The organism is Thalassotalea agariperforans (genome assembly GCF_053470345.1).
Map to the genome: position 1 here is coordinate 161,713 of NZ_JBQMWH010000001.1, position 18,095 is coordinate 179,807.

General features: G+C 37.9%; 18 protein-coding genes and 1 other RNA gene. 10 read left to right on the forward strand and 9 right to left on the reverse strand.

Annotated elements, in window-relative coordinates; translation table 11 throughout:
* Positions 1 to 150 precede the first annotated feature (150 nt).
* The 5 genes from petA (at position 151) to ACSLUO_RS00890 (ending at position 3,905) form a co-directional block, all read left to right on the forward strand.
* Positions 151 to 741, forward strand: coding sequence for a ubiquinol-cytochrome c reductase iron-sulfur subunit (gene petA / locus ACSLUO_RS00870; protein WP_448245427.1), 591 nt, complete (start codon positions 151 to 153; stop codon positions 739 to 741).
* Positions 741 to 2,003, forward strand: coding sequence for a cytochrome b (locus tag ACSLUO_RS00875; RefSeq protein WP_448245428.1), 1,263 nt, complete (start codon positions 741 to 743; stop codon positions 2,001 to 2,003). The genes petA and ACSLUO_RS00875 overlap by 1 nt, the downstream gene beginning before the upstream one ends.
* Positions 2,003 to 2,707 carry a cytochrome c1 gene (locus ACSLUO_RS00880; protein WP_448245429.1) on the forward strand — a complete coding sequence of 235 codons (705 nt, stop codon included), beginning with the start codon at positions 2,003 to 2,005 and terminating at the stop codon, positions 2,705 to 2,707. Before ACSLUO_RS00875 ends, ACSLUO_RS00880 begins: the two co-directional genes overlap by 1 nt.
* Before the next feature lie 83 nt (positions 2,708 to 2,790).
* A complete protein-coding gene (sspA, locus tag ACSLUO_RS00885; protein ID WP_448245430.1) occupies positions 2,791 to 3,435 on the forward strand; it encodes a stringent starvation protein SspA in 645 nt (214 codons plus the stop codon).
* Positions 3,435 to 3,905, forward strand: a complete 471-nt coding sequence (locus ACSLUO_RS00890; RefSeq protein WP_448245431.1) for a ClpXP protease specificity-enhancing factor — start codon at positions 3,435 to 3,437, stop codon at positions 3,903 to 3,905. Before sspA ends, ACSLUO_RS00890 begins: the two co-directional genes overlap by 1 nt.
* Before the next feature lie 94 nt (positions 3,906 to 3,999).
* Here ACSLUO_RS00890 and dolP read toward each other — a convergent pair whose 3' ends face one another.
* The 4 genes from dolP to ACSLUO_RS00910 are packed head-to-tail and all read right to left on the reverse strand — an operon-like array spanning position 4,000 to position 7,361.
* A complete protein-coding gene (gene dolP / locus ACSLUO_RS00895; RefSeq protein WP_448245432.1) occupies positions 4,000 to 4,572 on the reverse strand; it encodes a division/outer membrane stress-associated lipid-binding lipoprotein in 573 nt (190 codons plus the stop codon).
* A gap of 2 nt (positions 4,573 to 4,574) precedes the next feature.
* Positions 4,575 to 5,162, reverse strand: a complete 588-nt coding sequence (locus tag ACSLUO_RS00900) for a phosphoheptose isomerase (protein ID WP_448245433.1) — start codon at positions 5,160 to 5,162, stop codon at positions 4,575 to 4,577.
* A 14-nt stretch (positions 5,163 to 5,176) separates the two neighbouring features.
* Positions 5,177 to 5,560: a YraN family protein gene (locus ACSLUO_RS00905; RefSeq protein WP_448245434.1), complete on the reverse strand. Its 384-nt coding sequence runs from the start codon at positions 5,558 to 5,560 to the stop codon at positions 5,177 to 5,179.
* Positions 5,547 to 7,361, reverse strand: a complete 1,815-nt coding sequence (locus ACSLUO_RS00910; RefSeq protein WP_448245435.1) for a penicillin-binding protein activator — start codon at positions 7,359 to 7,361, stop codon at positions 5,547 to 5,549. The genes ACSLUO_RS00905 and ACSLUO_RS00910 overlap by 14 nt, the downstream gene beginning before the upstream one ends.
* 205 nt (positions 7,362 to 7,566) lie before the next feature.
* Here ACSLUO_RS00910 and rsmI point away from each other — a divergent pair, with 205 nt between their 5' ends.
* Complete coding sequence (rsmI, locus tag ACSLUO_RS00915) at positions 7,567 to 8,415, forward strand: 16S rRNA (cytidine(1402)-2'-O)-methyltransferase (protein ID WP_448245436.1); 849 nt, start codon at positions 7,567 to 7,569, stop codon at positions 8,413 to 8,415.
* A 77-nt stretch (positions 8,416 to 8,492) separates the two neighbouring features.
* Here the strand turns inward: rsmI and ACSLUO_RS00920 are convergent, their stop codons facing one another.
* The 5 genes from ACSLUO_RS00920 to ACSLUO_RS00940 form a co-directional block, all read right to left on the reverse strand.
* Positions 8,493 to 9,107, reverse strand: a complete 615-nt coding sequence (locus ACSLUO_RS00920; RefSeq protein ID WP_448245437.1) for a response regulator transcription factor — start codon at positions 9,105 to 9,107, stop codon at positions 8,493 to 8,495.
* Positions 9,104 to 10,198, reverse strand: coding sequence for a sensor histidine kinase (locus ACSLUO_RS00925; RefSeq protein WP_448245438.1), 1,095 nt, complete (start codon positions 10,196 to 10,198; stop codon positions 9,104 to 9,106). Before ACSLUO_RS00925 ends, ACSLUO_RS00920 begins: the two co-directional genes overlap by 4 nt.
* 118 nt (positions 10,199 to 10,316) lie before the next feature.
* On the reverse strand, positions 10,317 to 11,012 hold the full coding sequence (locus ACSLUO_RS00930; RefSeq protein WP_448245439.1) for a tetratricopeptide repeat protein: 696 nt from the start codon (positions 11,010 to 11,012) through the stop codon (positions 10,317 to 10,319).
* Between the two features lie 434 nt (positions 11,013 to 11,446).
* Positions 11,447 to 12,745 carry a hypothetical protein gene (locus ACSLUO_RS00935; protein ID WP_448245440.1) on the reverse strand — a complete coding sequence of 433 codons (1,299 nt, stop codon included), beginning with the start codon at positions 12,743 to 12,745 and terminating at the stop codon, positions 11,447 to 11,449.
* A gap of 42 nt (positions 12,746 to 12,787) precedes the next feature.
* A complete protein-coding gene (locus ACSLUO_RS00940; protein ID WP_448245441.1) occupies positions 12,788 to 15,154 on the reverse strand; it encodes a TonB-dependent receptor in 2,367 nt (788 codons plus the stop codon).
* A 509-nt stretch (positions 15,155 to 15,663) separates the two neighbouring features.
* On the opposite strand from ACSLUO_RS00940, the gene rnpB reads away from it, so the two are divergent.
* The 4 genes from rnpB to ACSLUO_RS00960 all read left to right on the forward strand — a co-directional run bounded on the left by rnpB (position 15,664) and on the right by ACSLUO_RS00960 (position 18,095).
* An RNA gene (gene rnpB, locus ACSLUO_RS00945) (RNase P RNA component class A) lies at positions 15,664 to 16,055 on the forward strand.
* Positions 16,056 to 17,149: 1,094 nt separating this feature from the next.
* A complete protein-coding gene (locus tag ACSLUO_RS00950; RefSeq protein WP_448246151.1) occupies positions 17,150 to 17,290 on the forward strand; it encodes an RHS repeat-associated core domain-containing protein in 141 nt (46 codons plus the stop codon).
* 371 nt (positions 17,291 to 17,661) lie between these two features.
* Positions 17,662 to 17,883, forward strand: a complete 222-nt coding sequence (locus ACSLUO_RS00955; RefSeq protein WP_448245442.1) for a hypothetical protein — start codon at positions 17,662 to 17,664, stop codon at positions 17,881 to 17,883.
* A complete protein-coding gene (locus ACSLUO_RS00960) occupies positions 17,877 to 18,095 on the forward strand; it encodes a hypothetical protein (protein ID WP_448245443.1) in 219 nt (72 codons plus the stop codon). The genes ACSLUO_RS00955 and ACSLUO_RS00960 overlap by 7 nt, the downstream gene beginning before the upstream one ends.

An 18,095-nucleotide genomic window follows, 5' to 3' on the forward strand; every position in this document is an offset into this window, starting at 1 on the left:
CTTGAATTCCCTTGTAAAAAAAGGGGCTTTTCTTTATGATCAGAAAAATTTTTTTATCGCTAGTTCGCTTAAAATAAGTTGTCTTGTTGTTTTATTGCTATCAACGGATAAAAGTGATTTGTTTAAGTGGAAAATAATTGGAGATGTTGAATGAGCAATGCGCCCGTAAATAACGGCCGTCGACGCTTTTTAACTGCGGCTACTTCGGTAGTTGGTGGTGTAGGTGTTGTTGGTGTAGCTGTGCCTTTCATTGGCTCGTGGAACCCGAGTGCTAGAGCGAAAGCTGCTGGTGCGCCGGTTGAAGTTAATGTAAGCAAAATTGAGCCAGGTCAATTAGTTCGCGCTGAATGGCGTGGTAAGCCTGTTTATATTATTCGTCGTACTGATGAAATCGTCAAAGCGTTACCAAAACACGATGACCAATTGAGAGATCCTAACTCGGAAGAAGCACAGCAACCAGAATATGCTGCTAATGGTCACCGCTCTATTAATCCAGAGTTTATGGTGGCGTTAGGTGTTTGTACTCACTTAGGTTGTGCTCCTACGCATCACAAAGGTGATTTTGAGCAATTTGTTTCTGGCGTTAAAGACGGTTTTTTCTGTCCTTGTCATGGTTCAAAGTTTGATATGGCTGGTCGAGTTTTCCAAGGCGTTCCTGCTCCATTAAACTTAGTGGTGCCAGAACATTCTTTCCCATCAGATGACACCTTGTTAATTGGTGTTGGACCAGGAGAAGCATAATGAATAGTTTTATGGCTTGGATTGAACAACGCTTACCTTTTATGGATGCGATGAACAAACATGCATTACAATACCCAGCACCAAAAAATTTCAACTTTTGGTATGTTTTTGGTATTTTGGCAACGGTTGTTTTAGTTAACCAAATTTTAACGGGTGTATGGTTAACGATGAACTACGAGCCATCAGGTGATGGTGCTTTTGCTTCAGTTGAATACATCATGCGTGATGTTGATTACGGCTGGTTATTACGCTACATGCACTCTACTGGTGCCTCAGCATTCTTTATTGTTATTTATTTACATATGTTCCGTGGTTTAATCTACGGTTCGTATCAAAAGCCACGTGAGTTATTGTGGATTTTTGGTATGTTAATTTATTTAGTGTTAATGGCAGAAGCTTTCATGGGCTACTTATTACCTTGGGGTAATATGAGTTACTGGGGTGCGCAGGTTATTATTTCACTATTTGGTGCTATTCCTGTTATCGGTGAAGACTTAACTATTTGGATCAAAGGTGACTATGTTATCTCGGGTGCAACCTTAAACCGTTTCTTCGCATTACATGTAATTGCTTTACCTTTAGTGTTAGTTATTTTAGTTTTCTTACATATTTTAGCTTTGCATGAAGTAGGCTCTAATAACCCTCAAGGTACTAACATTAAAAAGCCAAAAGGCAGCGTTAAACCTGAAGAGTTAGCTAAATTTAAGTTCCATGAACAATATACTAAAAAGTATGACATTGTTGATGCAATACCTTTCCATCCGTATTACACAGTGAAAGATTTAGTTGCTGTGGTTATTTTCTTAATTCTATTTTGTTGGGTTATGTTTTTCTTCCCTGAAGGTGGTGGTTACTTCCTTGAGGCGCCAAACTTTACCCCGGCTAATGGCTTAAAAACGCCTGAGCATATTGCGCCAGTGTGGTACTTCGGTCCGTTTTATACCATCTTACGTGTAATTCCGCATAAGTTAATTGGTATGATTGCTATGTTTGCTGCTATCGGGATGTTGTTTGCTTTACCATGGTTTGACCGTGGTGTTGTTAGATCTTTCCGCTACCGTAGTAAAGTTCATTTTATTAATTTAGTTATTTTTGCTATCAGCTTTGTTGCTTTAGGTATTTTAGGTACAAAAGCCGCAACGCCATTAAATAACTTAATTGGTACTATAGCGACATTCTGTTATTTTGGATTTTTCGTAGCACTTTGGTTCTACAGTAAAAATGAAAATACTAAGCCAGTTCCAGAAAGGGTGACAAAATAATGAAAAAGTTACTTTTAACCATTTTGGCAATTGTGCCAATGTTTACTTTTGCCGCTGGTCCAAGCTTGCCATTAGACTCTGCTGGTAATGATTTAGCTGATAAAGAATCTTTAAAAAGAGGTTTTAGATCATACTTAACTTATTGTTTAGCGTGTCACCAATTACAATATCAACGTTATAATCGTACTTTTGCTGACTTAGGTATTGATGAAAAAGAAGGTGTTGCCAATTGGATGCCAACTGCTGAAAAAGCAGGTGATCATATTAAAAACACCATGCCAGCAAAAGCAGCTGCGCAATGGTTTGGTAGCACACCTCCAGATTTAACCTTAGTAGCAAGATTCAGAAAAAATGGACCTGATTGGGTGTATACCTATTTACGTTCGTTTTATGTTGATGAAAAACGTCCATTTGGGGTAAATAATACAATTTTCCCTGATGTTGGTATGCCGCATGTTTTACAAAACTTGCAAGGTATTCGAACAAAAGATGAACATGGAAACTTAACCGCGGCAACAGGTGGTTCAATGACCACTGAAGAATATGATGCTTTTGTGCGCGACTTAGTTAACTTCCTTGAGTATACTGCTGAACCAAATAAACTTGAGCGTCAAAACTTAGGTTACTGGGTAATTGGCTTTTTATTCATCTTGTTAATCTTGTCTTATTTACTTAAGAAAGAATATTGGAAAGACGTACACTAAGTCGTTAATTCTATAGAATATTTTATTTGGGGGCATTAGTGCCCCCTTTGTCCGTATTTAAAAATGTAATTTTGGAGGCATAAATGGCCGTAGCAGCAAACAAACGTTCAGTGATGACGATGTATTCACATGCAGATGATATGTATAGTCATCAAACGCGCATCGTATTGGCTGAAAAAGGTGTCGGTGTTGATATCCATTTAGTTGATCTGGCTAATTTGCCAGAAGATTTAATTGATTTAAATCCATACGGAACTGTGCCTACGCTAATTGATCGCGAACTTGCGTTATATGAAGCTAGCATTATTATTGAATATTTAGATGAGCGTTTTCCTCATCCACCATTAATGCCAGTGTATCCAGTATCACGTGGTCGTAGTCGTTTAATGATGCATCGTATTGAACACGACTGGTACAGCTTAGCAAAAATTATTTTAGCTAACGAAGACGAAGCGGCAGCAGAAAAAGCGCGTCAAGAATTGAAAGAAAGTTTATTAAGTGTTGCGCCAATCTTAAATGAAGCACCTTACTTTATGAGTGAAGAATTTAGCTTAGTTGATTGTTATTTAGCTCCGTTATTATGGCGTTTACCGGTATTAGGTATCGAGTTAGTTGGCCAAGGGACTAAAGAGCTGAAATCATACATGCTGAAGTTATTTGAACGTGAATCTTTCCAAGCGTCATTAACTGAAGTTGAGCGCGAATTACGTTTTGGTAATCCGGCATAATGTCGATTGAAATGACATCAAATAAGCCTTATTTAGTTAAGGCTTTTTATGATTGGATTTCTGATAATCAGTTAACACCTTATATTGTTGTTGATACCACTGTGAATAACGTGATGGTGCCAATGAGCTTTGTGCAAAATGGTGAAATTGTATTAAATATTTCACAAGGCGCAGTTGGCGCTATATCATTAGGCGAGCATGCTATTGAGTTTAGTGCGCGTTTTGGTGGAAAGTTAGAGCACTTATTTGTGCCATACGGCGCAATAGCGGCTATTTACGCAAAAGAAAATGGTGTTGGTACAGCTTTACCGGTTGAACAAGTTGATGATGCTTTAGCGGAAGATGAAGATGAGATAGAAGAAATTAATTTATCTTCAGTTGAGTCTACTACAAAAGCGGAAGAGCCTAGTTCGGAAGCGGATACTAAGCCGCCGGCGAAAAAAAGACCGTCGTTAAAAGTTGTAAAATAACGGGTTATTGACAAATGTCAGGTATAAAAAAAGCAAGTTTTAAACTTGCTTTTTTAATGTCTGAAATTAGACGCAGTGCAGAAGTTAGCAGCAGTTAATCAACATACTCGAAGGCTTTAAATACTCGGTTTACGCCTGAAACATTGCGCGCAATTTCAACGGCTTCATTTGCTTCAGCGGTTGATACTAACCCCATCAGAAAAACTTCTGCATTTTCAGTAACCACTTTAATATTAGTAGCTTCTAACGTATCACTACCAAAAAGTGCGGTTTTAACTTTCGAAGTTAACCAGACATCATTGGTGCTCGTGGTTATTGACGTATTATTGGAAATGCGAATTTGATTGTGAATTTGTTGGACACCATTTAATTCCGCTATCGTTTTTACCGCTAATTCTTTTAAAAAGGCATTAGGTGCTTGGCCAACAATTAAAACGCTACCATTGAGGCTAGTGACTTGTAAATTGGTATGCTCTTTAATTCCTTCGTGTTTATTTAGGGCAGAATAGGCGTTAAATTCTATGGTTTGATCATCTATTTGTTGGCCAACCGTTCGTTTATCAGCAGCAACGGTGGCACCACCAACGACACCAACAACGGCTGCGGCAACACAACCTTGTAAAATGGCAGCAATAGAAATAGTGAGCAGTAATTTATTTGTAGACACGATTAACCACCTTGTGGAAATAGAGTTGTATCGATAATTTCGCAAAGACAATGTAGTACTAATAAGTGTACTTCTTGCACACGGGCACTTCGTTGTGACGGTACACGAATTTCAACATCGTTTTCACCTAATAATCCGGCGATGTCACCACCGTCGTGACCGGTTAAGGCGACAATCGGCATATCACGAGCCACAGCCGCTTCAATTGCCTTGATCACGTTAGCAGAGTTACCACTGGTAGAAATTGCTAACAAAACATCACCTTGGCTACCTAGCGCTCTTATTTGCTTTGAGAAAACTTCATCAAATGAATAATCATTGGCAATAGAGGTTACTGTTGAAGTATCACTAGTTAAAGCAATTGCTGGTAAACTTGGCCGTTCAGTTTCGTAACGGTTTAATAATTGAGCTGAAAAGTGTTGAGCATCGCCAGCTGAGCCGCCATTACCACAACATAAAATTTTATTTCCTGATAACAAACTTTGCACCATGGTCATGCCCGCTTTTTCAATGGGGCCCGCTAAGGCTTCGCTAGCGGCAATTTTGGTTTGAATACTTTCAGTAAAATTACTATTGATTAGGTCTAACATTTAGTCTGATTCCATTAAAAGGCGTTTGTTAACCAGGTTATTTGCGGTTGATTGCGATCACCCTCTAGGGCAACCACATCAAATCGGCAGGCGGTATTATATTCATTTAATTGCTGTTGTTGCAGGTAAATTCGTGCACTTTTTTTGATTTTTTCTTGTTTGCTTACTGATACTGCCGATATTGCCCCGCCAAATTGATTTTGATGGCGAAATTTTACTTCAATAAAAATGTAGCAGTCAGCAGCTTTGGCAATAAGATCTATTTCACCGAAGCGACAATGAAAATTTTGTGTAACAATTTCTAATCCTTGGCTTAATAAATAGCGTTTGGCGATTAATTCTCCCTTGTCACCAATTTGTTTGCTGGATGGTTTATCGGATGTTTTATTCCATAGCAATTTCAGCCACCTTATTTCTTTTATAAGTACCCCATAATAACGAGCGGGTAATAATATTATCTTGGCCTAACTTTAAAATTCCTGTTTGACCATAATAACGAATAAAGTGATGTTGTTGCATTTGTGGTAATTTTGCCAATAAATGCAAACTGTCGTAGCCCATAGCAAAAATACGCTGCAAACTATCACTACGTTTTGGCCATAATTGCTTGCTGGTATTCGCTAATTTTTTATTTTGTTGCGAGCTGCTTAATAGCCAAGGCATTTGGGTAAAGGTTAAACCTCGTAAGTCATTAATGGTGCTTTGGTCAGTATTTATTGAATGGCTACGTGAACTGGAAAATACCGGAATAATATCGGCAAAAGGACTGATATTAACGTCAATATAGGGCTTTAATAAACGAGTTTGTTGTGGGTTACCAACAATATAAATCATGTCGATATCACGACGGCTTCTTGCTTCCGTTTTAATTGCTTGGCGTAAGCGGCTACGCAACGCATTGATACGGTTTTGGCTTTCATCTACCGACAAGGTTTGCTTGAGTATTTCTTGCATTTTTTTACCTTGCTCAAAATTAACAATGTCAGGAGATTCGCCAGTTAAGCTATGCCATTTTTGCACAAAGGCTTTCGCAATGCGCAAGCTAACATTATCTTGATGGCTTAATACAACAGGGTGTTTAAATTGTTTTTGGCTAAGTACAGAAGCTGCTTGCTGTGCTTCATCTTCTGGCCGCATTGACAGTGCCATTTGTTGCGGCTGCAATATCAGGTTGTCAGGAATATTTAATACAAGGGTGGGTAAGTTAAGTTCAGGGATTGCTAAATATTGCTCAACGTTTTCTTTTAATAAAGGGCCAATCACATGGCTAGCAGTTAGTGACGTTAAGGTTTGTGGTAACGTAAGAAAATCTAAACCATTAGAGTCAATAAAATGAAGTGTGGTATAAGGGTTTTCTGCATAAGCTGCCAAAACACCTTGCTGTGCGCTTTTACCTGCAGCTGCTTGTTTACCTGATAAAGGTAAAATAATGGCAACATGAGTGATCATATTATCTTGTAGCGCATTTTGCTGCTCTTGCGCTTTTAATAAGGTAACTATGCTATTGGCTGGGTGACTAGGATGATTTTTTTGCCAAACAGAGAGTTGAGTAGAAAAATTGTCGCTGCCGCCATATTGATTTGTTATTTGAGTAAGCTTTACCCAACCATCAACTAGCGGTGCTTGCAGCTTAGCTAGCTGATCTTGTTGCCATAATGAAAAGTGACTAATGTTTTGCCAGATATAATTTATATCTTCTTCTGATGCCGCAGCATTCAATGAAAAGGCGTGTAGATAAGCATTTAAGGCAGTTACCGCTTGTGCTCTTAATGTGTCAACTTGATACCAAGTATTGTAAAAATCAAAGTTGTGTTTAATGCCATGAAGCTCAGCGAGTTGTTCACAGTATTGTAGTTGAGCTTGCGCTCGCTCAATTTCATTTAAACTTAAGTTTGCTTGTGCTGCCGTTACAGCTAAGGTGTATTGCTCCGCCGGCGTTTGCTCAAGTGTTGCTAATTGCTCACTTAACCATAATGATTGCTCCGGTGAATTTTCAATTAAATATTGCTGGCTTGCTTGTATCAATAATGTATTTGCTTGCTCAGTGTCTGCCGCTTTAGCTTGCTTAACTAATTGCTCAGCACTTTGTGTTGAACGTTTAACAACTTGTTGCTGTGTTTTTTTTATAGCTTGATTGGTTGACGAGGTTGTAGAGCTTGAACAACTGGCTAAATAGCCTGAAATCATAATAACAGCCAAAATATGGCCTATATTTGTAAAAAAAGATGGAAAATTAAGAGTAAAGCGCACTAGTTAGATACCAGAGAGTTTAATAGTAAGGTTATAATAAACGCCATCTTCATTTGTCTCAACACTTGTCTTGGTTAAACTGCGTTATTGCATAAAGTATGGTTAAGCTCATTAACAGAGAAAATGAACTCAATATTTGAAATAAGGTTAAAAAATGACAACAAGGGTTGATGTAGGAAGTTTATATATTGTTGCAACGCCAATCGGAAACTTGGCTGATATTAGCCAGCGAGCGTTAGATATTTTAGCGCAAGTGGATGTGATCGCCTGTGAAGATACTCGTCATACGGGAAAATTATTATCAAATTTTTCAATAAAAAATAGAACCTTATCTTTACATGATCACAATGAGCGCCAGCGCCAAGAGCAAATTGCGGATATGCTCAAAGAGGGGAAAAGCATTGCATTAGTGTCTGATGCGGGCACACCACTGATCAGTGATCCTGGCTTTCATATTGTCAAATATTTACGCTCGCAGGATTTACCGGTTGTACCTATTCCTGGTCCTTGCGCTTTAATTACCGCGTTATGCGCGTCAGGTCTACCTACGGATAGATTTAGCTTTGAAGGTTTTTTACCTTCTAAATCAGGCGCTAGAAAAACAACGTTGGCAGAGCTTGCTAATGAACCCCGTACTATGGTGTTTTATGACGCTCCACGTCGGGCCATTGATACTGTTGCAGATATTGTTGAGGTACTCGGTGCAGATCGCCAAATTGTAATTGCTCGTGAACTGACCAAAACCTTTGAAACCATTCATAATGACACGGCGGGTAATTTATTAGCTTGGTTACAAGAAGATGCAAATCAGTTAAAAGGTGAAATGGTCTTAATAATTGAAGGTCATAAAGTTGACCCTAATGCAATTTCGCCCCAAATAATTACCACCTTAAAGCTACTTTTAGAAGAGCTACCACCGAAAAAAGCCTGTGCTATAGCTGCCAGTATTTATGGTGTGAAAAAAAATACCTTGTATGACGTTGCCTTAGCAATGAAAGAATAGTGCGGCAATATTAGTAAGATGTCATGGTGAAACTGTGGTTAATTGCTGTTATGAGCAACTTAACCACTTACGGAATTTTATAACCAGCCTTTTTGCCGAGCAATGCGAGCCGCATCAATTCTATTAGTGGCGTTGAGTTTAGCAATGGCTTCTGATAAATAATTGCGGATAGTGCCTTCCGATAAAAATAGCTTTTCAGCAATCTCCATTGTTGATAATCCCTCACCGGCTAACCTTAATGCTTTGCGCTCTTTGTCGGTGAGCGGATCATTATCGCTTAATGCATTAATGGCTAATTCAGGATCAATAATGGTTTTGCCATTAAATACCTTTAGAATGGCCTGAGCTAATTCATCAGAGGGGCATTCTTTTAAAATAAAACCTTTAACATTCGCTTGAATAGCTCTTTTAATATAACCACTACGTGCGAACGTAGTCATGATAATCGTTTTTAAATTGGGCGCTTTTTTATTGAGTATTTCGGCTAATTCAATACCGGTTAAATGCGGCATTTCAATATCAGTTAGTACAATATCAATTTGCTGAGTATTGGCTAAGTTTTCAATAATGGCTAACGCTTTGGCTCCATCCTCAGCCTCTGCAATTACGTTGATCTCAGCATGTAAATTTAATAGCGCACAGATAGCACCACGCACTAATCCTTGATCTTCAACAACAAGTAAATTGATCATCGGTTTTCGTTTTCCGGTAATATTATATTGAGGGCGAAGCCCGATTCTGTATCAATGCTGACATTGCCGTTTAATTGCTGGCAACGTTCACTTATACCTTGTAAACCATTGCCTTGAACAAAGTTACCACACTTGCCATTGTCATGAATAGCTAAGTTAATTTGCTGGTTAGCCGAAGATAAAACAATACTGACAGCATCACCGTTACTATGACGTAAAATATTAGTGATCGCTTCGGTTAATATCAGTGTTAGAGTTGATTCAACTTGGGCATTTATGGCAGGCAGCGAATTATCACATTGCACAGTAAATTGTTGCTGATGTAATTCGGCAATGAGTTTATTTAAACTATCGCTTAAATTATATTTTTTTAAGCCAGAAACCGCTTGTCTTACTTCACTTAATATTTCGCGACTTAACTGGGCAACTTGCTTAATTTCTTGTTTGGCATGTTCTTGCTGATCAAGGCCAAGGTATTTATCGGCCAACTCAGCTTTTAACGCTATTGATGACAAGCTATGACCTATTAAATCATGTAGATCACGGGCTATTCGTTCGCGTTCGGCAATAGTGGCTAATTGTTCTATTTTTTCTTGGCTTCGTGCTTCGGTTATTCTGTGTTTTATATCACGCTGGGTTGCTGAACCAAAAACAAATAAACCAAGGCAAATTAATAATGCCGGTAAATAAAAGTAGGCATTAAAGTCAGTAAAAAAATAAGCACTTAATAAAATAGCAATAAAAAGTAGGATTAAAGCGGAACTGCTTTTTTTGAAGGTTAAATTAAATCCAGCAACAAACGCAATATAGCCAAATAAGGATTGGGTGCCATAAGTAATAGATGTACCCAGCGATACTAAAACAGTTAAAGCAATTAACCAAATAATGACTTGCTCGCCTTTTGCGTAAACTGCTTGGCGATACAATAATAAAAAGCCGACATAAAGACAGACAATATTCATTACCTGATTAAATGAAAATTGAGAAAAATTTACGAGCAGCGGTAAAAAATAAAAAGCGCTAAATAGCAATGGCCCCCACACCCAGTAGGGTTTGTTACTGTCGGCAATACAATAATTGAATGTAGTCACAATAAATCCTTTTTAGCGAACCCAAGCTTGTTGTGCGTTTGAGCTTAGATTCGCTAGGTTAATGAATAAAAAGAGAAAAGGCTATAACAAAGCGATAACCTTACCTGTTGTTTAAAGTTTAAGAATGATTTTTTAATAACATTTTTGCCCAAGAATAATCAGGTGATAGTTGCAAGGCCATTTCAAAATCTGCTTTTGCTTGCGGATTATTGTTGATTGCTTGATAAGACAATCCTCGCCAAACATAAGCTTCCGCCTCACCCCAATGCTTACCTGAATTTTTATCGTCAGCAAATAAGCTAATGGCCTGATCAAACGCTTTTAGGGCTAAGGTTTTACTGCCACCATACATTTCAGGGGTATTAAATAACATAATGCCTTTAAATAATGCTGCTCGCGGATTATTTGGGTTAAGCGTTTGTGCTTTTTGCAGCGCTTCGCCAGCTTTTGGACCATAGGTTGCACCTAACATGGGTTGAAAAGCTATTTTTAAACCATAACACTGTGATAATAATGCCCATGATTCATCATCATTTGAGTTTTCACTCACCACCTTTTCTAAATTTTGAATGGCGTTATGCAGCGTTGTTATGGCAGCTTGTTGCTTGCCGTGAATATTTTGGCTAAGTGCTAAACGGTAATTTGCTAAGGCTTGTGTATAACCTTGGTTTGATTCAATGGCTTGGCTAAGTGTTTGCTCATTCAACTGCATTGACGCTAATTCAATGGTATTTATTTCGCTTTGGTTAGCAAAAACAGTTGTGGAAATTAATGCACTGCTAATAAATACGCCAATTGTTAATAATGATTTCATTATGATGTCCTTTTTCATTTATGTGGTTAAGTTGATTTAAATGTATTTGTTTACGGGATTTAGTTTCCGACAACGCGCCAACTTTTGTTAGAGACGATTGTCATGATTTGAGGATGACAAATGTCACTATTTTTTGATGATAAAGGTAATATTCGGCTGCTTGGATTAGGTTGAATGAAAATGAGCGTAACGTTGACAAGGTAATGCTGACGACAATTATAATAAGGTTTTGGAGTGACTGTGTTGGAATTCGCTAGATGAATGATTGTTTTTGTCATCAATCATTAGTGGCTTATCCCTCAATTCATCAAACTAAAATAATAAAGCCTTGATATTACTATCAAGGCTTTTAATAAGGTTTAGCTTTCGCTTTTATGATAAAGCAGAATCGGTAAAAGGTACTAACTCTGCAATGAGCTTAATAACAGGAAAGATTAGTGCTCATGACCTTCATGCTCGTCATGCTCTTGTGCAATACCAAGCCATGCAGCTTTCCCTGGTGTGAAGTTTAAGTCAAAATGACCTGTAACTTCGCCTTCATGTAAGTCAACGATTGTTACTTCTTGAGCATTGATGATATAAATTAATTCATCGGCTTTAGAAGCGATAATTGAAGGTGTTGCATCAACGGCTAAATCATCAAATACATGAATTCTCTGCTCTAATTGCCAGTCTTCTTCTGCTGCGAATAGGTTTAAATAACCTTGGTTATCGAGTATTAACATGTGCTCATTAGCGCCATCAAAGCCATAAGTCATAGACGTTAAACCATCTTCTGCTTGCCAGTTAAATGGTGTGATATTTTGAAGAGCTAAATCAATTAAATAAAACGTAGATGAAGCAGTACCAATCATGATATTACTTTCGGCACTACCTGTTAATGAGCCAATACGCGCACCAGCTGGCATATCTGCTGGGTTGGCAATTTTCTGAGCGGTAAAAGTACTGCCTTGTTGTTCAATGGCTAAAACACCGTCACTACAACCAAACGCAACATGAGTATCATTTTGAAAACTACCGTGAAGGGCAGGGCAAGTGGTTTCAAATATTTGCTCTTGATGGAAGTGATCGTCATGTAATTCTAATAATACGATTTGCTCAGGTAAGCTACTTTCTGTGTCAGGATCACGTAAAGTCGTAACAACGTAGTCGCCACGAATTTCTGCTGTTCCGTGCATATAAGTACTAAAATCATGAGTAGCAACAACTTTTTCTTCGCTGATACTTTCATCTGTTAAAATACTTAAGCTAGCGTTAGCACCAGTATCTTTATTACCGTCAAAAAATACGGCGACTTGTTCGCCACGAGGTACAAAGTGTGTTGGTTTAATATCTGTTAACGAGAAGCTGGTTAAAACAGGATCATCAATATGTTGATCATAATGATCGTTATGCAGTTCTTGCCATAAGCCACCATCAATAAATTCCACCATATCATACGAGCGTTGCACAGCAACGGCAAAACGGTTTTCTGGGCTGGCATATAAGTATTCTGCAGGGTGAGTTAGCGTAACAGACTCAACTAAGCTGTTATCTTCTAAATCAAAAATATATACCATTGCTTGATCAGCGGCAGCAATAGCTAAGCGCCCTTTGCTTAATTCTTCGTTATGTTCATCGTCATGGTCGATAATGGTTGAAGGGAGTTCAGTAATGTTGGTTTCAGCATCTCCACAGCCTCCTAAAACAGCTGCGCATACTATGGCTAGAGTATTTAAAGTAAACTTTTTCATGTTATTCCTTTAGTAAATTTATTTATGTTTAATAATCGAAAATTAAAATTCGCCACGAATGCCAATGGCAATAGAACGACCCGGAAGCGGAGTTAGTTCTTTTAAAAATGAGGTGTGAACCTGAGCATATTTATCGGTTAAGTTTTTACCTTTAAGGTAAACCGAGAGATCATGTTGGCCTAAGGTAAAATGGTAATTAACATTGGCATCAATCATCACATAGCCATCAGTTGAACTTTCTAGAGCGGCGGTGTGATCTTGTTCAAAGTATTTATTGATAAATAAGTCAGCAGAAATACGATCTCCTTGATAGCTAAGTTCAGTGGCAATACGTGCCGGTGGTGTACGTGGTAGATCACCTCCTGCATTTAAGCTTGCTCGAATAATGTCACCTTGAACTTTCCATGAAAACTCATCAGTTACTTGCCAAACAGCTTGTGCTTCAAAGCCATGTAATGTCGCATCTTGTGCTGAAAAAACATAAAGTGGTAATGTGCTAACTTCATCACCATGTTCGTCATGATCATGTTCGTCGTGAGCATGCTCGTGTTCATTACTGGTAAATAATCCAGTCGCTTGTTCGTAATAATAGTCGTCTATTTGGTTATAAAAGGCGTTGATAATAAAGCCAAAATCACCTTTAAACTTACGTAAGCTGATATCAATATTATTAGCAGTTTCCATTTTGAGATCATTTTCATTTAAGCCAAAGTATTGCTCATGATGTAGATCTTCTTGTAATGAAAACAACGCTCCAACTTCATAGGAGCCTGTTCCTATATGCGGACCAAAAGATAATAGTTCTGACGCAGAAGGCGCTCTTTCTGAATGTGATAGTGACAAACCAATATTGTAGCTGTCGGCAAAATCCCACACTAACCCCGCTGAAAAACTCACCGGTGTAAATACATGTTTAACATTAAAATTTCGAATAACTTCTTGAGAAGAATGGTTATGATCATCGTGCTCATCATGAGCATCTAATGCCGCCATTATTTCAATTTCAGGTAAATTAACAGTGTTTGCGGTAATTTCGGTACGTTCAATGCGAGCACCAAGTTGTAATAACACATCACCTAAATGGCGTTCTTCCAACCAAGCTAATGCTATCGAATTTGTTTCAGAAGGTGGTGTGAATGCTTCTGCACCTTCAGCGGTAAAATCACTTTGTTTATAATGAACACTTAAGCCGCCACGCCAATCCCAAAAATCTTGGTGGAGAATTTCAGCGCGAGCTTCTAAAGTTTTATTCTCGAAAGTAGTGCCTACTACACCTACCTCTAATTCACTGTGTGTGTAATCGGTGAAAGCAAGTTTAGTGTTTATTGATTTGATAATGCTATTGTCAAAACTTAATTCACTCAGTAGTTGCCAACGTTCTTGTGTTAAATCGGCTTCTACAGCGATATTTTCATCGCCATGGCTATGACCTGGAATACCATATGTTTGATCTAGATTTTGGTAAGATACACCAACAAAACCATTGTTGAGTATATAGCTGGTACCTAAAGTAAAACCACTTGATTCAGCGGCAGAATTTTCGACTTCATCAATGCCATTTTTCTCTGGTATTTGGTAGTTTTCACTGTCTCGGTAAAAACCATCGGCATGGATAGCAACATTACCAACGGCAGTATTCAATGAGCCCGATGCTAATGTTTGTTCATTATTGCTGTTATGCTCAACTAACCATTCAGCTTTGGTATCGGTGTCGCGTGGAATTCTTTCATCCACTAAATTTACAACACCACCGATAGCGCCACTACCATAAAATAAAGTTGCTGGGCCGCGTAAAACTTCAATACGTTCTGAGGTTGATGTTTCTGTTGAAACAGCATGATCAGGGCCAATACGTGAGGCATCGCCTGCATCTAAGCCATTTTGAGTAACTAAAACTCGTGGCCCATCTAAGCCTCTAATAATAGGTGTACTTGCAACGCCACCATGAAAATTACTATGAATACCGACTTCTTTGCTTAAGCTATCACCCAAGGTGTTTTCTTGGCGCATACGTAAAGCTTCGCCATGTAATACAGTGATTGGTAAAGCTGATTCAATATTTGAACTATGAAAAGGGGTAGCATGTACATCAATAATTTCAATCGCTGATTTATCAAGCGATACTTGCAATTGTACCGGTGTATTGTCGATGACATTGACCTGAACATTCTTATGCACAAAATTATCAGCCACTATGTGTAATTCGTATCGCCCAGGTTTTACATCTAAGGTAAATACGCCTTGTTCATTGGTCGCTGAAACTTTATTCGTACCCATTATTTTGACAGTAGCGCCAGCAACAATTTTACCTTGACCGTTTACAATAGTGCCTTGAACTTGTTCAGCGTATAGGTTGCCGCTAGCGGAAATAGCAAGTAACACACTAATAATTTTGGGGAGCTTTTTCATGATTCCTCTTACGTTAATGTTATAATGTAACAATTGTTAGGTATGTTACGTTATAACATATTTGTTAGCAATAGAGATGACGATGTAGAGGATATAATTTTTTAATTATTAACCAAACAGAGCAAGAGATAGGCGATGATATTAATAAATTGCTATTTAAGTTTAATTTTTTTGATGAGAACTTTTACATCAACTGAATTAACACAGTATAAAAAATAATTTATTCAAGGTAATAAAGGTAAGCGATAACTCAATTTATTGAACCGTTTTGATGTAAAAACAATTGTTGTTATATTAAAAGAATATAGTAGTGACTTTAAGCTTTTAAGCTGTGATAAAGTAACCTTTTGTTACAATAATGTAAGACTTGATTTTGTTATGGCACTACAAAGATAAGTTAATTGGATTTTCGGCAACGAGCTAACTTTGGTGAGAGAGTAATTCCATTATTTTTGATGAAAAAGGTAATATTCTTTTGTTTAATGCTTTGCTTAAGGTAGAATGCGCCCCGAGTTGACCAGACAATCGCTGCTTAATCGTTGTATTTTATGTTTCGGCATAAAATAGACAGATTAAGGGGAGGAAAGTCCGGGCTCCATAGAGCAGGGTGCCAGATAACGTCTGGGCGGTGTAATGCCGACGACAAGTGCAGCAGAGAGAAGACCGCCGATGGTTATTCTTCGGAATTTCACAGGTAAGGCTGAAAGGGTGCGGTAAGAGCGCACCGGGCGACTGGTAACAGTTCGCAGCAGGGTAAACTCCACCCGGAGCAAGACCAAATAGGGTTCCTTATGGCGCGGCTCGCGTTGGAACCGGGTAGGTTGCTTGAGCCTTAGAGCGATTTAAGGCCTAGACGAATGATTGTCCACGACAGAACCCGGCTTATCGGTCGACTCATTAATTCAATAAACCCTAGCAGCAATGTTAGGGTTTTTCTTTTTTGGGCAAGAATATTTGTCCACTCCACTGATAACAAATCCAGCGGCTTATCCGTCGACTCACTAATTCAATAAACCCTAGCAGCAATGTTAGGGTTTTTCTTTTTTGGGCAAGAATATTTGTCCACTCCACTGATAACAAATCCAGCGGCTTATCGGTCGATTCGCTAATTCAATAAACCCTAGCAGCAATGTTAGGGTTTTTCTTTTTTGGACAAGAATATTTGTCCACTCCACTGATAATAAATCCAGCGGCTTATCCGTCGACTCACTAATTCAATAAACCCTAGCAGCAATGTTAGGGTTTTTCTTTTTTGGGCAAGAATATTTGTCCACTCCACCGATAACAAATCCAGCGGCTTATCCGTCGATATGTTTGTCCACTATTTCGATAAAAAAACAGCGGCATATAGGTCGATTTATTGATCCTACTGGTAAATTTTTTTTAATATTGTTTGTAGTGATATAAGAGCTTTACTTGGAGGTATAGATGCCGCCAATAACCCTAATGCTACAATTGGTAGTATTCTAAAGGGGCTATTATTGGTGGTGGTGCTGGCGCCGTTGGTTTAACCCCCTTAAATTATACAATTATCAGAGGTCTGATTGTAATGGCAGTAAATGGCCTTGGTGATTATGCACAGCAACTTAACTTAGGTACAGACAACTTAGATCATTCAAGGGCAATTCTAGCTGCAATTGTTGGGGATAAGTTATATTCTTGAAGCAGTTAAAAAGGAATTAGGTGAAGCAGTACACTATGGTTCAGAGTACGGGAGGCAGCGTATTATAAGTGCCATTTTGGATTGGGAATCAAGAAGTAAAAAATGATTAGACCTCTATATTTTGCCTTAATACTGTTCATTTTATTTGATACATCTAACGGGCTTATTAACGGTAATCTATCAGGAATAGCTTCAGGAAGATCATTAAATGGTTACACGATTACGTATAAAGATAATCCGATTGAGTTTTTTATTGATATGGTGATACGGATTGGCGCTATTGTTTTATTAGTGTTTTTATTTAGATGTAAGCCTAAAGAGTAAACTAGTTCATAGTAGCGAGAGATTATGATAGCCATACGAGACGTTGGACTTCAAAAGACCCGATAAGGTTTGCGGGAGGGAATTCTAATATTTATGGCTATGTGTTCAGTGATCCGGTTAATTTTATTGTGAACCAAAGGGGTAATTGAAAATCACCATTTAGAAAAGATCAAAGAATAACAGGGTGTTTATGTGATTTTTTTAACGACAGGGCCAATGTGTGAATGCAAAATAAACATTCTATATATTTAAACGAGTTTGTTAAGTTTTTGGCTTTATTGCCAACTTATACCTTTATTGCTGTGCTAGCTTCGAGAAATGACCTTTCTGTTATTGAGTGGTTATTAATTGGCTATCTGATGTTATTAATTACGCATAAAGTTTATATATATATTTTTAATTATGATGCTATAAACAATAAGCAACAGATGCTTAGGTATATATTATTAATATTTGCTCAAATATTAATAATAACTGTGATTTTAAATATTTCCTGATAAAAACAGCTCTAGTTGGTGGGGTGAACTATTTAGGAAATATTGCTGGTCAACTTAATAATGGAACAAAAAAATTAGATCATTCTCAGGCTACCTTGGCCGCTTTATTGGGCATGAGTGGAATTACAGGGGATGTGATCGATAAAATCCCTTCAAAAGGTGAGTTAATGAAATATCTTAAAGAGGCGGTGGCTCAATTTTTAAATAGTAAGTTATTAGAACTTGAAGGTAAGAAAAAGTGTTAAAGCTAATTTTGATTTTTATTGGCAGTTATCTAATTTATGAAGGAGTTATTGGTTACTTTGCTGGTGAAATAGATGCTCTAGGAAGTACTGTTGCAGCTTCAGGGTATATGGTTCGACAAGATGAAAGGCCTATAGAATTCATGGTGACTATAATAATACATTTTGCGATTGGTCTTTGGTTGATAATTGGATCTTTTTATATGAAAAAATAA

Excerpts from the sequence above, each read along its gene's own strand:
- ACSLUO_RS00935 (WP_448245440.1), bottom strand. The coding sequence starts at position 12,745 with ATGAAAAAGTTTACTTTAAATACTCTAGCCATAGTATGCGCAGCTGTT.
- sspA (WP_448245430.1), top strand. The coding sequence starts at position 2,791 with ATGGCCGTAGCAGCAAACAAACGTTCAGTGATGACGATGTATTCACAT.
- ACSLUO_RS00920 (WP_448245437.1), bottom strand. The coding sequence starts at position 9,107 with ATGATCAATTTACTTGTTGTTGAAGATCAAGGATTAGTGCGTGGTGCT.
- ACSLUO_RS00900 (WP_448245433.1), bottom strand. The coding sequence starts at position 5,162 with ATGTTAGACCTAATCAATAGTAATTTTACTGAAAGTATTCAAACCAAA.
- ACSLUO_RS00875 (WP_448245428.1), top strand. The coding sequence starts at position 741 with ATGAATAGTTTTATGGCTTGGATTGAACAACGCTTACCTTTTATGGAT.
- petA (WP_448245427.1), top strand. The coding sequence starts at position 151 with ATGAGCAATGCGCCCGTAAATAACGGCCGTCGACGCTTTTTAACTGCG.
- ACSLUO_RS00880 (WP_448245429.1), top strand. The coding sequence starts at position 2,003 with ATGAAAAAGTTACTTTTAACCATTTTGGCAATTGTGCCAATGTTTACT.
- ACSLUO_RS00890 (WP_448245431.1), top strand. The coding sequence starts at position 3,435 with ATGTCGATTGAAATGACATCAAATAAGCCTTATTTAGTTAAGGCTTTT.
- ACSLUO_RS00930 (WP_448245439.1), bottom strand. The coding sequence starts at position 11,012 with ATGAAATCATTATTAACAATTGGCGTATTTATTAGCAGTGCATTAATT.
- ACSLUO_RS00940 (WP_448245441.1), bottom strand. The coding sequence starts at position 15,154 with ATGAAAAAGCTCCCCAAAATTATTAGTGTGTTACTTGCTATTTCCGCT.
- rsmI (WP_448245436.1), top strand. The coding sequence starts at position 7,567 with ATGACAACAAGGGTTGATGTAGGAAGTTTATATATTGTTGCAACGCCA.